Source organism: Massilia sp. 01N410 (genome assembly GCF_056399665.1).
Genome location: NZ_JBFTRV010000005.1, coordinates 20,877 through 32,993, shown reverse-complemented (window position 1 = coordinate 32,993; position 12,117 = coordinate 20,877). Strand labels below are relative to the sequence as shown.

At 63.9% G+C, this 12,117-nt stretch carries 14 protein-coding genes; 4 read left to right on the top strand and 10 right to left on the bottom strand.

The window, feature by feature from the left end; translation table 11 throughout:
• Entirely contained in the window at nt 1-819 is an 819-nt protein-coding gene (locus tag AC1DOP_RS08365; RefSeq protein WP_477250750.1) for an ABC transporter substrate-binding protein, read from the top strand.
• A 6-nt stretch (nt 820-825) separates the two neighbouring features.
• Here the strand turns inward: AC1DOP_RS08365 and AC1DOP_RS08360 are convergent, their stop codons facing one another.
• From AC1DOP_RS08360 to hemF, 7 genes are all read right to left on the bottom strand, one after another.
• Nucleotides 826-1,929 carry a glycosyltransferase family 9 protein gene (locus AC1DOP_RS08360; RefSeq protein ID WP_477250749.1) on the bottom strand — a complete coding sequence of 368 codons (1,104 nt, stop codon included), beginning with the start codon at nt 1,927-1,929 and terminating at the stop codon, nt 826-828.
• A gap of 308 nt (nt 1,930-2,237) precedes the next feature.
• Nucleotides 2,238-3,716: a ribonuclease G gene (gene rng / locus AC1DOP_RS08355; protein ID WP_477250748.1), complete on the bottom strand. Its 1,479-nt coding sequence runs from the start codon at nt 3,714-3,716 to the stop codon at nt 2,238-2,240.
• A 101-nt stretch (nt 3,717-3,817) separates the two neighbouring features.
• Nucleotides 3,818-4,438, bottom strand: coding sequence for a Maf family protein (locus tag AC1DOP_RS08350; RefSeq protein WP_477250747.1), 621 nt, complete (start codon nt 4,436-4,438; stop codon nt 3,818-3,820).
• 23 nt (nt 4,439-4,461) lie between these two features.
• Nucleotides 4,462-4,932 carry a 23S rRNA (pseudouridine(1915)-N(3))-methyltransferase RlmH gene (gene rlmH / locus AC1DOP_RS08345; RefSeq protein WP_075793150.1) on the bottom strand — a complete coding sequence of 157 codons (471 nt, stop codon included), beginning with the start codon at nt 4,930-4,932 and terminating at the stop codon, nt 4,462-4,464.
• Nucleotides 4,933-4,954: 22 nt separating this feature from the next.
• Nucleotides 4,955-5,680, bottom strand: a complete 726-nt coding sequence (gene rsfS, locus AC1DOP_RS08340; protein ID WP_477250746.1) for a ribosome silencing factor — start codon at nt 5,678-5,680, stop codon at nt 4,955-4,957.
• Nucleotides 5,680-6,339 (bottom strand): nicotinate-nucleotide adenylyltransferase, encoded by a 660-nt coding sequence (locus AC1DOP_RS08335; RefSeq protein WP_441934816.1) that lies wholly within the window; start codon nt 6,337-6,339, stop codon nt 5,680-5,682. The genes rsfS and AC1DOP_RS08335 overlap by 1 nt, the downstream gene beginning before the upstream one ends.
• On the bottom strand, nt 6,336-7,247 hold the full coding sequence (hemF, locus tag AC1DOP_RS08330) for an oxygen-dependent coproporphyrinogen oxidase (protein ID WP_477250745.1): 912 nt from the start codon (nt 7,245-7,247) through the stop codon (nt 6,336-6,338). The genes AC1DOP_RS08335 and hemF overlap by 4 nt, the downstream gene beginning before the upstream one ends.
• Before the next feature lie 169 nt (nt 7,248-7,416).
• Between hemF and AC1DOP_RS08325 the strand changes: the two genes are divergently transcribed.
• Nucleotides 7,417-7,725: a GIY-YIG nuclease family protein gene (locus AC1DOP_RS08325; protein ID WP_477250744.1), complete on the top strand. Its 309-nt coding sequence runs from the start codon at nt 7,417-7,419 to the stop codon at nt 7,723-7,725.
• A gap of 103 nt (nt 7,726-7,828) precedes the next feature.
• On the opposite strand, the gene purD is transcribed toward AC1DOP_RS08325, so the two are convergent.
• The 3 genes from purD to AC1DOP_RS08310 form a co-directional block, all read right to left on the bottom strand.
• On the bottom strand, nt 7,829-9,097 hold the full coding sequence (gene purD, locus AC1DOP_RS08320) for a phosphoribosylamine--glycine ligase (RefSeq protein WP_441934819.1): 1,269 nt from the start codon (nt 9,095-9,097) through the stop codon (nt 7,829-7,831).
• Nucleotides 9,098-9,120: 23 nt separating this feature from the next.
• Nucleotides 9,121-9,846 (bottom strand): YebC/PmpR family DNA-binding transcriptional regulator, encoded by a 726-nt coding sequence (locus tag AC1DOP_RS08315; protein ID WP_441934820.1) that lies wholly within the window; start codon nt 9,844-9,846, stop codon nt 9,121-9,123.
• 73 nt (nt 9,847-9,919) lie between these two features.
• On the bottom strand, nt 9,920-10,690 hold the full coding sequence (locus AC1DOP_RS08310) for a DUF2182 domain-containing protein (RefSeq protein WP_441934821.1): 771 nt from the start codon (nt 10,688-10,690) through the stop codon (nt 9,920-9,922).
• Between the two features lie 108 nt (nt 10,691-10,798).
• Here AC1DOP_RS08310 and AC1DOP_RS08305 point away from each other — a divergent pair, with 108 nt between their 5' ends.
• Nucleotides 10,799-11,722 carry a DMT family transporter gene (locus AC1DOP_RS08305; protein ID WP_441934822.1) on the top strand — a complete coding sequence of 308 codons (924 nt, stop codon included), beginning with the start codon at nt 10,799-10,801 and terminating at the stop codon, nt 11,720-11,722.
• A gap of 8 nt (nt 11,723-11,730) precedes the next feature.
• Complete coding sequence (locus AC1DOP_RS08300) at nt 11,731-12,108, top strand: methylglyoxal synthase (protein WP_441934823.1); 378 nt, start codon at nt 11,731-11,733, stop codon at nt 12,106-12,108.
• Nucleotides 12,109-12,117 lie beyond the last annotated feature (9 nt).

The following is a 12,117-nucleotide window of genomic DNA, read 5'->3' as shown; positions in this document are numbered from 1 at the left end:
ATGCAACGCCGTCTGTTCAGTCTCGCTCTGGTCCTGGGCACCACCCTCGGGATGGCCACTACGCCGGCCCAGGCCCAGGATGCGAAAGTGCTGCGCCTGTCCACCACCACCAGTACCGAGAATTCCGGCCTGCTGTCCTGGCTGCTGCCCGGCTTCGAGCAGAAGTACGGCATCAAGGTCAAGGTGATCTCGGTCGGCACCGGCAAGGCCCTGGAGCTGGGCAAGAACGGCGACGTCGACGTCACCCTGGTGCACGCGCGCCAGCTCGAAGACAAGTTCGTGCTTGACGGCTGGGGCGTCGACCGCCACGACGTGATGTACAACGACTTCATCGTGGTCGGCCCGACCTCGGACCCGGCCGGCGTCAAGGGCATGCACGACGTGCTGGGCGCCTTCAGGAAGATCGCCTCGACCAAGGTGAAGTTCATCTCGCGCGGCGACAATTCCGGTACCGACGTGATGGAGAGAGGCTACTGGAAGGAGATCGGTGCCAAGCCGCAGGGCAGCAACTACGTGTCGGCCGGCCTGGGCATGGGCGAGGTGCTGAACATGGCGGCCGAGATGAACGCCTACACCCTGACCGACCGCGCCACCTACGGCGCGTATAAAGCCAGGACCGGCCTCGCGATCCTGGTCGAAGGCGACAAGCGCATGTTCAACCCCTACGGCATCATCGCGGTGAATCCGGAGAAGCACAAGGACATCAACTACAAGGGGGCGAAGCAGCTGATCGACTGGATTACTTCGCCGGAGGGGCAGGCGAAGATTGCGGCGTTCAAACCGGCTGGGGAGCAGCTCTTTTTCCCGTCCGCACGGTAGGGTGGATCACGCCAGCGCGTGCATCACATCCTGCACCGGAATCGCCTTCACCCAATCGCGCCGCTGGTGCGCCGTGATCACGGTGCTGTTGGCCTTGTCGACCGGCGCCCATTCCGGCGTCTTCTGGCGCATCAGCGCCACCACCGGCACGCCGACGGCGTTCGCCAGGTGCATCACGGCGGTTTCCACCGAGACGATCAGGTCGCACTGGGCCAGCATGGCCGGCAGCTGGAAGAAGTTCTCGTTGGCGCTGAACAGCTGGGTGCGGTCCAGCTGGCGCTCGGTCAGCATGGTCTTCACGCGCTCGACTTCCTGCGGCACCGCGTTGACGATGAAGCAGGCGTCGCGCCATTCCGGCTGGCCGCGCATGGTGGTGATCAGTTCGGCCACGCGTTCGATTGGCCAGCAGCGCTTGCGGGTCTTGGCGAAGGGGTTGATGAACACCAGCTTGCCCTGGCGCTTGTCGAAGCCCCAGTCGTGCAGGCGGGCCTTGGCGCCCTCGACGAAGCGTTCCGGGATGTGGACGAAGGGGATGCGCTCGGCCGGCGGGATGTTCACGTTCGCCAGGCGGCGGAACCACTCCGCATGCACGTCGCTGATGTGGGGCGCGATCGAACGGTCGGCCACGTCCGGATCGAGGGCGGCGTCCAGCTTGCGGTAGGTGAAGTAATGCGGCAGGCCGGACAGGCCCATCGGCTTCTTCAGGCCGACCACGAAGCCGTCCGGGCTGATGCGGCGGGCCAGGTTGGCGTAGAAATGCGGGCGCAGGGTGCCGAGCGAAACCACGATCGGGTAGTGCTCCTCGCGGGCTTCCTTGATCGAGGCCTCGAACAGGTCCGGCGAGTAGTTCTGCTTGTAGACCTTCTCGATGAAATCGCAGGCATCGAGCCAGTCGTACAGCACGTTCTTTTTAAGATGCGGCCATTGCGACGAGTCGCTGGTACGGCGGACTTCGTCGACCCACAGGTGCAGCTTCAGGTGCGGGTAAGCCCGCGCGAACGCCTGGAAGCAGTTCTGCAGATATGTATAATCGCCCAACGCCAGATGGGCGATGAACAGGATCTTGTCCGACTTCTTCAGCAAATCGGCAGGGATGAGTGGGTCGTTCATTGTCTCTTACGGGTCGCTAGTCAGCACAAAAACCGACGCCGCCAGTGGTCAATCAGGAAGCCTGCCAACCGTCGATCGGACGTTTGGCAGCGCCTAGCGGTCGGCTGGCCGCTCATAGCAAGCCATCGCTTGAAACCGCGGTACCGCCAACTCTCGAATTATCAGCAAATTGTCACAAATTGTAGTCCAAACTGGGCAAGTGCGTTGCCCCTATCGGGATTTTTAACGCTATTGTCCTGTAGCAGCAACAGCATCTGAGTACTATGACAAATGCATGAGTTACATCTGGCGAAACTGACGTGTAAAGCTCACATCAGAATCACGTCGTACTGCTCCTGGTGATAACCTTTTTCGACCTGCAGCGAGATCGTCTTGCCGATGAAGTCCCCCAGCATCGCCAGGTGCTGCGATTCCTCTTCCAGGAACAGGTCGACCACCTCCTGCGATGCCAGGATGCGGAATTCGCGCGGGTTGAACTGCTTGGCCTCGCGCAGCAGCTCGCGCAGGATCTCGTAGCAGATGGTGCGCGAGGTCTTGACCTGTCCCTTGCCGCCGCAGGCCGGGCAGGGCTCGCACAGGATGTGTGCCAGCGACTCGCGGGTGCGCTTCCTGGTCATCTCGACCAGGCCCAGGGCCGAGAAGCCGCTGACGGACACCTTGGTGCGGTCGCGCGACAGGGTTTTCTTGAGCTCCGCCAGCACGGCGTTGCGGTGCTCGTTGTTCTCCATGTCGATGAAGTCGAGGATGATGATGCCGCCCAGGTTGCGCAGGCGGAGCTGGCGCGCGATCGCGTGGGCCGCCTCGAGGTTGGTCTTGAAGATGGTGTCGGCAAAATTGCGTCCGCCGACGAAGCCGCCGGTATTCACGTCGATGGTCGTCATCGCCTCGGTCTGGTCGACGATCAGGTAGCCGCCCGATTTCAGGTCGACGCGGCGGCCCAGCGCGCGCAGGATCTCTTCCTCGACGCCATAGAGGTCGAACAGCGGGCGCTCGCCGGTGTAATGCTGCAGGCGCGACAGCACGCTGGGCGTGTAGACCTGGGCGAATTCGACCAGCTTCAGGTAGTTCTCGCGCGAGTCGACCAGGATCGCCGCCGTCTCGTCGTGCACGAAGTCGCGCAGCACGCGCTGGGCCAGGTTCAGGTCCTGGTACAGCAGGCTGGTGGCGGGACGGGTGCGCGCGCCCTGCAGGATCGCGCCCCAGGTCTTGCGCAGGTAGTCGATGTCGGCCGCCAGGTCGGCGTCGGAAGCGTCTTCGGCCTGGGTGCGCACGATGTAGCCGCCTTTTTCTTCCGGCGGCAGCAGGCCCTGCATGCGCGCGCGCAGGGCCTCGCGCTCGGATTCCTTCTCGATCTTCTGCGAGATGCCGATATGCTTGTCCTGCGGGAGGTAGACCAGCATGCGGCCGGCGATCGAGATCTGGGTCGACAGGCGCGCGCCCTTGGTGCCGATCGGGTCCTTGATCACCTGCACGGTCAGCACCTGGCCGTCGAACAGGATTTTTTCGATGGGCGTCGGCGCGGCGTTGACGTTGCCGCCGCCATTGTTGTCGTGGGGACGGGCTTCCCAGATGTCGGCCACGTGCAAGAAGGCGGCACGTTCCAGGCCGATGTCGATGAAGGCCGATTGCATCCCGGGCAGCACGCGTACCACCTTGCCCGAATAGACATTGCCTGCCAGGCCGCGCGTGAGCGTGCGCTCGATGTGCAGCTCCTGCACGGCTCCCTGTACCACCAGCGCGACACGCGTTTCCTGTGGGGTGATATTGATCAGGATGTCTTCAGTCATGTGGCTAGGGCCGTGCGTGAAATGTTCAAGGCGCCATCATACCAGCGTAGGGTGGACAGCTCGACCGTTCCAGCCAAAATACCTGAGACCCCGGCGCCCGTTCAGAAGGACCTAACGCCAGCCTTCCGAAGCAGCTGCGCCGTCTCGAACACCGGCAAGCCCATGATGCCCGAATGGCTGCCCTCGATATGTTCGATGAACAGCGCCGCCAGGCCCTGGATGCCGTAGGCGCCGGCCTTGTCGTAGGGCTCGGCGGTGGCGCAATAAGCCTTGATGTCGGCCGGACTCAGTTTGGCGAAGCGCACATTGGACACCTGGGTCACCTGCTCGGCGATGTCGATGTAGTGCAGGGCCACCGAGGTCAGCACCTGGTGGGTGCGGCCGGACAGGCTCTCCAGCATGGCCACGGCTTCCTGGGTATTGGCCGGCTTGCCGAGGATCCGGCCGTCGATGGTGACGGTGGTATCGGCCGACAGCACCGGGCGCAGCGGCATGCGGCGCAGGGCCAGCACCTTCCAGGCGAAGGCGCCTTTCTCGCGCGCCACCCGGGCCACATAGTCGAGCGGCACCTCGCCGGGATGCTCGTCCTCGCTCACGTCCTCGCCGCGCGCGGGATCGGTACGCAGGCTGAGCAGTTCGAATTCCACGCCGACCTGGCGCAGCAGTTCGCGCCTGCGTGGGCTCTTCGAGGCGAGGTAGATCTTTTTATCGAGAAATTTCATCTTCGAAGAAGCCGGAACGCTTCCTAAACGCGGTGGTAGGGATGGTTTTGGGTGATCGACCAGGCACGATACAGCTGCTCCGCCAGCATGACCCGCACGATTCCGTGCGGCAGCGTCATGCTCGAGATGCGGATCAGCCCATCGGCGCGGGCTTTCAGTTCGGGATCGAGGCCGTCGGCACCGCCGATCAGGAAGGCGACATCGCGCCCATCCTGCTGCCAGGCTTCCAGCTGCTGGGACAGGCCGACGCTGGTGAGGTCCTTGCCGCGCTCGTCGAGGGCGATGATGCGCACCCCCTTCGGCAACACGGCTTCGATGCGCTCGCGTTCGAGCGCCATCGCGGTGGCCGCGGTCTTGCTGCCCGAACGCTCGACCGGCTTGATTTCCTTGAGCACGATGCGCAGCTCGGGAGGCATGCGCTTGACGTACTCGGCAAAACCGGTCTCGATCCAGGCCGGCATCTTGTGGCCGACCGCGGCAATGATCAACTGCATTATTGAAACTTATCCGACGGGATTATTCGTCGGCCTTCTTGATGCGGCGGATGACCTTCTTGGCCGGTGCTGCCCCTTCGGCGGCCGGAGCGGCAGCCTTGGTCGCGCGCTTCGGTGCGGCGGCCTTGGCGGCTTTCGCGGCGGCAGCGGATGCGGCGACGGCCTTCGGCACGGCAACCTTCACGCGGGCGCCGGTCGGGATCTTGGCGGCCGGCGTTTTGGCCGCCGGCTTCTTGGCAGAAGCCGCTTCGCCGGCGGTCTTCGATGCAGCGGTGGCGCGCTTGGCGGCCGGCTTGCGTTCGTTGACCGGCTTGGCTTCCGGCTGCTCCTGGTTGGCCGCCAGGTGCTTGCCCTTGGTCTTCGGGGCGGCGGCGGCTTCCTGGCCTTCGGAGGTGGACTTGCGCTTGGCCGCGCCCAGCTTGACCGGCTTCTCGCCCCAGATTTCTTCCAGGCGGTAGTACTGGCGGATGGCCGGCTGCATGATGTGCACGATCATGTCGCCCAGGTCGACGAGCACCCATTCACCGGTGTCTTCGCCTTCCATGCCGACCACGTCGCCGCCTGCTTCCTTGACCTTGTCGCGGACAGAGGCAGCCAGTGCCTTGGTCTGGCGATTCGAGGTGCCCGACACGACCGCGATGCGGTCGAACAGGCTGGTCAGGTTCGTCGTGTCGAACAGGGCGATCTCCTGGCCCTTGACGTCTTCGAGGGCGTCGACGACGATCGCTTGCAGTTTCTTGATATCCATTAGCTCTTGTATAAGTTATGTTGTTGAATATAGTCTAGCACTTGCGGCGCAAGGAGCGCGCTTACCTTTGATGGCGCATTGTCCTTTAAAGCCGCACGTACTTCGGTGGCCGAAATATCGACCGCCAGCGTATGTGCCAGGCAGACTTTTCCGGCCTTGCTCGCACGAACTTCTTCAGGCGTGGCAAGGCGCGGCGTCAGTTCTTGCGCCACCGCGGGCGGAAGAAAGGCGGCGTCGAGCCGGTAGCCCGGCCGCGCGGCGACGCCGAAATTCGCCAGCGCGAACAAGTCCTTCCAGTCGATCCAGCTGTCCAGCTTCTGCAACTGGTCGGCGCCCATCAGGAACACGATCGAGGCATCGGGTCCGAGTTCGGCGCGCAGTTCGCGCAGGGTCTCGACCGTGTAGGTCGGGGTGTCGCGCTCGATTTCCCGGAGGTCGACGATGGCCGGACAGGCCGCATGTGCGAACGCCAGTTCCAGCATCGCGACGCGGTCGGCATCGCCGGCTTCCAGGCCGGCCTTCTTCTGCCACGGCCGTCCGGCCGGCATGATGCGCAGTTCGTCCGGATGAAGCAGGTGCGCGAACAGTTCGGCCAGCGCGACGTGGCCGTCATGTACCGGGTCGAAACTGCCTCCCAGCAGGGCAATGCAGCGGATCACGGGGCCAGCCAATCCCGGTGGACGAGGAAGTCGCTGTACAGCTTCGCCTCGGGGCTGCCCGGTTCCGGGTGCCAGTCGTAGCGCCACTTCACGATCGGCGGCATCGACATCAGGATCGCCTCGGTGCGCCCGCCCGACTGCAGGCCGAACAGGGTGCCGCGGTCCCAGACCAGGTTGAACTCGACGTAACGTCCGCGGCGGTAAGCCTGGAAGTCGCGTTCGCGCTCGCCATACGGCTGGTCCTTGCGCGCCTTGACGATCGGCAGATAGGCATCGAGGAAACCCTTGCCCACGCTTTGCACCAGCGCGAAGGATTGGTCGAAACCGATCTCGTTGAAGTCGTCGAAGAAGATGCCGCCGACGCCACGCGCTTCCTTGCGGTGCTTCAGGTAGAAATAATCGTCGCACCAGCGCTTGAAGCGCGGATGCAGGTCCTCGCCGAAAGGCGCCAGCGCATCGTGGCAGATCTGGTGGAAGTGGCGCACATCGCCTTCCTCGGCGTAATAGGGCGTCAGGTCCATACCGCCGCCGAACCACCAGACCGGCTCCTTGCCATCAAGCGTCGCCTCGAAGAAGCGCACGTTCATGTGCACGGTCGGCGCATAGGGATTACGCGGATGCAGCACCAGCGACACCCCCATCGCTTCCCAGGCGCGCCCCGCCAGTTCCGGCCGCGCGGCCATCGCCGACGGCGGCAGGCTCTTGCCTTGCACGTGAGAGAAATTGCAGCCGCCGCGCTCGAACACATTACCTTCTTCGATCAGCCGCGAAACACCACCGCCACCCTCGGCACGTTCCCAGGTGTCGCGCAAAAACGGCTTGCCATCGACTTCCTCCAGCGCCTGCACGATGCGCGCCTGCAGATCGAGCAGCCAGGCCTTGACGGCGGCAGGGTTCGGGGTGGACATGTGGGTGAGGTGGTGGCTGGAAAAAAAATGGATCGGGGATTGTACACCACTGGCTGTTGAATCGTCATTCCCGCGCCACCGTCGTCCCCGCGAAGGCGGGGACCCAAGTTCTTATTGAGGGGACGCATGGCTGCGCAAGCCATGTAAACGGAACATCGGTGTTTTAATCATGGGTTCGGCAATGATGGAAAAGCACAGCTATGTCTACATCCTGACGAATCGCCCTTATGGAACTTTATATGTCGGCAGCACAACCGATCTGCTGAAGCGCGTCTGGCAGCATCGTGAAGGCGTTTTCGATGGATTCACGAAGCAATATCGACTGACACATCTCGTCTGGTATGAGGTGCATACCTACATCATGGAAGCAGCGCGTCGACAAAAACTGATCAAGCGTTGGAACAGAGATTGGAAGGTGAATCTGGTCCAGAAAATGAATCCTGATTGGCGTGATCTCTACGCTGACATTACGGCTTAGTTTGGCTGGTCCTTGGATCCCCGCCTTCGCGGGGACGACGGTGGTGCCAAAAAAACGGGACGCTGCCTTGGCAAACGTCCCGTCTTCTTAGTGCGCGGAAAACTTACTGCTTGACGCCGCGCCAGCCGATGTCGCGCCGATACTGCGCCCCATTGAAGTGGATCTTCTCCACGGTTTCATAGGCCTGCTTCTGGGCCATCTTGACGCTGTCGCCCAGGCCCACCACGCACAGCACGCGGCCGCCCGAGGTTTGCAGGGTGCCGTCGACGAGGCGGGTGCCGGCGTGGAAGGTGATGCATTCCGGCGTTTCGGCCGGGATGCCGTCGATGACGTCGCCCTTGACCGGGTCGTCCGGATAGCCGGCGGCGGCCATCACGACGCCCACCGCGGTGCGGCGGTCCCATTCCAGTTCCACGGCGTCCAGCGTGCCGTTGCAGGCGTGTTCCAGCACCGTCACGAAGTCGCTCTTCAGGCGCGCCATGATGGGCTGGGTTTCCGGGTCGCCCATGCGGCAGTTGAATTCCAGCGTCTTCGGGTTGCCGGCGGCGTCGATCATCAGGCCGGCGTACAGGAAGCCGGAGTAGGGGATGCCGTCCCTGGCCATGCCCTGGATGGTCGGATTGATGATTTCGCGCATCACGCGCGCATGCATCGACGGCGTCACGATCGGCGCCGGCGAGTAGGCGCCCATGCCGCCCGTGTTCGGACCCTGGTCGCCATCCTTCAGGCGCTTGTGGTCCTGGGAGGTGGCCAGTGCCAGCACGTTCTTGCCGTCGCACATGACGATGAAGCTGGCTTCCTCGCCGGCCAAGAATTCCTCGATCACGATGCGGGCGCCGGCATCGCCGAAGCGGTTATCCGACAGCATGTGGTCGACCGCCTGGTGCGCTTCTTCCAGCGACATCGCGACCACCACGCCCTTGCCGGCCGCCAGGCCGTCGGCCTTGATGACGATCGGGGCGCCGTTGGCGTCGATCCAGGCATGGGCCTGGACAGGGTCCGAGAAGGTCTGGTACTTCGCGGTCGGAATGCCGTGGCGCTCCATGAAGGCCTTGGCGAAGTCCTTCGAGCTTTCCAGCTGGGCCGCCTCGCGGGTCGGGCCGAAGACCTTCAGCCCGCGCGAGCGGAACAGGTTGACGATGCCGGCCGCCAGCGGCGCTTCCGGACCCACCAGGGTCAGTGCGACGTGCTCGGCGACCACGAAGTCGGCCAGCGCGGCCGGATCCGTGATGTCGATGTTGACCAGGCGCGCATCGTGCGCCGTGCCGCCGTTGCCGGGCGCCACGTAGACCGTCTGGACGCGGTCGGATTGGGCCAGTTTCCAGGCCAGGGCGTGTTCACGGCCACCAGAGCCGACTACCAGGATTTTCATGGGGGCCTTTCGTGGGTCCTTGCTTACTCTTCGATGACGGCGTTCGTATACACTTCCTGCACGTCGTCCAGGTTTTCCAGGACGTCGAGCAGTTTCTGCATCTTCTGCGCGTCTTCGCCGGTGAACACCGTTTCGGTGTCCGGCTTCATGATGACTTCGGCGGAATCGGCCTTGAATCCGGCCTTTTCCAGCGCGTCCTTGACGCCGGCGAAGGCGTTCGGGTCGCACAGCACTTCGAAGCCGCCTTCGTCGTCGGCGATGACGTCGTCGGCGCCGGCTTCCAGCGCGGCTTCCATCAGCTTGTCCTCTTCCACGCCCGGCGCGAACAGGAACTGGCCGACGTGCTTGAACATGAAGGACACCGAACCTTCGGTACCCATGTTGCCGCCGTATTTGCTGAAGGCGTGGCGCACTTCGGCCACGGTGCGGACGCGGTTGTCGGTCATGCAGTCGACGATGATCGCGGCGCCGCCGATGCCGTAGCCTTCGTAGCGGATTTCTTCGTAGTTGACGCCTTCGAGGCCGCCCGAGCCGCGCTGGATCGCTCGGGTGACGTTGTCCTTCGGCATGTTGGCGTCGGCGGCCTTGTCGACTGCCAGGCGCAGGCGCGGGTTCGAGGCGATGTCGCCGCCGCCCATACGGGCTGCAACCGTGATTTCCTTGATGAGACGAGTCCAGATCTTGCCGCGCTTGGCGTCGGTGGCGGCCTTCTTATGCTTGATATTGGCCCATTTGCTGTGTCCAGCCATGATGTCGAGATTCCCTTAGACGGTATGGATTTAATCCTCGACATTTTATCATAGCGCCCTTGCTCAAAAACTGTCAGGGAAACAACAGCGCGGTGCCCCAGGCCACCAGTCCGAGTCCGGTGGCGCAGGCCAGCAGGTGTCCGCCGGGGAGCAGTTTTTCGGCCAGGATCAGGGCGATCAGGCCGCAGATCAGGGGCAGGTTGAGGACGCCGAAGGGCAGCACCAGCGCCATCAGCAGCCAGCAGCAGCCGGTGCAATAGCGGGCATCGGCGATGCCCATCCGGAACGCGCCCCAGGTGCCGCGCCGCCAATGGGTCAGGACGAAGGCCAGCGGTGTGCGGCAGTTGTCCAGGCTGATGTGCTTGGCGGGCGTCCACTGGTAGACCCCGGCCGCCGCCAGCGCCAGCGCACCGACGGTGGGGTCGGCGATCGCCATGCTCTCGTCGAGCGCGCCGGTATCGTGCAGCAGCCAGGCCGCCAGCGCCGCCGCCAGCGCGCAGCAACACCAGACGAACAGGTAGCCGAGCATGAACACCAGGGTGCCGGCATAGACCCAGCGTTCGCGCCGCAGGCGCTTGACGCGTGCGTACAGCAGCACCGAGGGCGCCGCCGCCGGCAGCATCATCGCCGCGATCACGACCACCCAGAGCGCATACAGCAGCCCGAGGTCGCCGGCGTGCCAAGGGGCGGCGGCGGTCTTGCCGGCGGCGCCGAGGCCGAGCGGCGCCATGCGGCCGACACGGTACAGCAGGTAGGCCCAGCACAGGGCCGCGAGCAGGCCCAGCAGGGCCAATACGACGGTGCGTTCGGAGCCGCTGCGCTTGACGCCGCCAGCAGTGCTCATATGAACATCTCCTCGTTGAAGTGGGTCAGCGGCGGTTGGACCACTACCACCTTGCGGCGTTCGCAGCCGCCCTCAGCCGGAAATCCGGATTCGCACTACAATCTTTCGATGAGCAAATCTGCAATCGACATTTCCGTTGCGCCGGTCCCACGTCCGGCCTTGATCGGCGGCCTCGCCATCGCCATTGCCGGCGCCGTCCTGTTCTCCACCAAAGCTGTCGTCGCCAAACTGCTGTATCGCTACCACATCGATGCAGTAACCTTGATCGCCTTCAGAATGCTGTTCTCGCTTCCGGTATTTGCGGGTGTGGCGATCTGGAAGATGCGTACCCAGCCGCCTTTGTCCGTCGTCGACCGCTGGCGCCTGGTGGGCCTGGGCCTGATCGGCTACTACCTGTCCAGCTACCTCGATTTCCTGGGCCTGCAATACATCTCGGTCGGGCTGGAGCGCCTGATCCTGTTCCTGACGCCGACCTTCGTGCTCCTGATTACCGCCGTGTTCCTGAAGCGCCGCATCGGCGGCGCGCAATGGCTGGCGCTGGGCCTGTCCTATTGCGGTATCGTGCTGGTGTTCGTGCACGACCTGCAGGGCGGCGCCGGCAGCATCGTCACCGGTTCCCTGCTGGTGCTGGGCTCGGCGGTGGCGTATGCGATCTACTTGCTGGGCACCGGCGAGATGGTCAGGCGCATCGGTTCGCTGCGCCTGGTGGCTTACGCGATGTGCGTCTCGAGCGTGGCCTGCATCGCCCAGTTCTTCATCCTGCGCCCGGCCTCGCTGCTGATCCAGCCGCTGCAGGTCTACGGCCTCTCGCTCGTGAATGGAATATTCTGTACCATCTTCCCGGTCTTCATGACGATGATCGCGGTACAGCGCATCGGCGCCGCGACCGCCTCGCAGGCCGGCATGATCGGCCCGGTGTCCACGCTGTTCCTGGGCTGGGCGCTGCTGGGTGAGCCGATCACGACCGTACAACTGGCCGGGACCGGGCTGGTGCTGGCGGGAATCTATATGCTGTCGCTGAAAAGAACCTGAGGGAAAAAATGAAACCACGCATTGCCCTGATTGCCCACGACAAGAAAAAAGACGACATGATCGCGCTCGCCGCCGAGTACCGGGAGTTCCTGGGCCGCTGCACGCTCACCGCCACCGGCACCACCGGCGGCCGCCTGAACAACGAGCTCGGCCTCGATGTCACGCGCATGCATTCGGGCCCGCTGGGCGGCGACCTGCAGATCGGCGCCCACCTCGTCAACGGCGAGATCGACTGTGTGATCTTCCTGCGCGACCCCATGACCCCGCAGCCGCACGAACCCGACATCAACGCCCTGGTGCGCGCCTGCGACGTCCATAACATCCCATGCGCGACGAATGTCTCGAGCGCGCGCCTGGTCCTGTCCCGGCTGATGGAACTGTCCTGACAAAGGAGA

Bases quoted from the DNA above. Each gene is read 5' to 3' on its own strand.
- AC1DOP_RS08325 (WP_477250744.1), top strand. From the start codon at position 7,417: ATGGGTTCGGCAATGATGGAAAAGCACAGCTATGTCTACATCCTGACG.
- hemF (WP_477250745.1), bottom strand. From the start codon at position 7,247: ATGTCCACCCCGAACCCTGCCGCCGTCAAGGCCTGGCTGCTCGATCTG.
- purD (WP_441934819.1), bottom strand. From the start codon at position 9,097: ATGAAAATCCTGGTAGTCGGCTCTGGTGGCCGTGAACACGCCCTGGCC.
- AC1DOP_RS08305 (WP_441934822.1), top strand. From the start codon at position 10,799: ATGAGCAAATCTGCAATCGACATTTCCGTTGCGCCGGTCCCACGTCCG.
- AC1DOP_RS08300 (WP_441934823.1), top strand. From the start codon at position 11,731: ATGAAACCACGCATTGCCCTGATTGCCCACGACAAGAAAAAAGACGAC.
- AC1DOP_RS08350 (WP_477250747.1), bottom strand. From the start codon at position 4,438: ATGAAATTTCTCGATAAAAAGATCTACCTCGCCTCGAAGAGCCCACGC.
- rsfS (WP_477250746.1), bottom strand. From the start codon at position 5,680: ATGGATATCAAGAAACTGCAAGCGATCGTCGTCGACGCCCTCGAAGAC.
- AC1DOP_RS08315 (WP_441934820.1), bottom strand. From the start codon at position 9,846: ATGGCTGGACACAGCAAATGGGCCAATATCAAGCATAAGAAGGCCGCC.
- AC1DOP_RS08310 (WP_441934821.1), bottom strand. From the start codon at position 10,690: ATGAGCACTGCTGGCGGCGTCAAGCGCAGCGGCTCCGAACGCACCGTC.
- rlmH (WP_075793150.1), bottom strand. From the start codon at position 4,932: ATGCAGTTGATCATTGCCGCGGTCGGCCACAAGATGCCGGCCTGGATC.
- rng (WP_477250748.1), bottom strand. From the start codon at position 3,716: ATGACTGAAGACATCCTGATCAATATCACCCCACAGGAAACGCGTGTC.
- AC1DOP_RS08360 (WP_477250749.1), bottom strand. From the start codon at position 1,929: ATGAACGACCCACTCATCCCTGCCGATTTGCTGAAGAAGTCGGACAAG.
- AC1DOP_RS08365 (WP_477250750.1), top strand. From the start codon at position 1: ATGCAACGCCGTCTGTTCAGTCTCGCTCTGGTCCTGGGCACCACCCTC.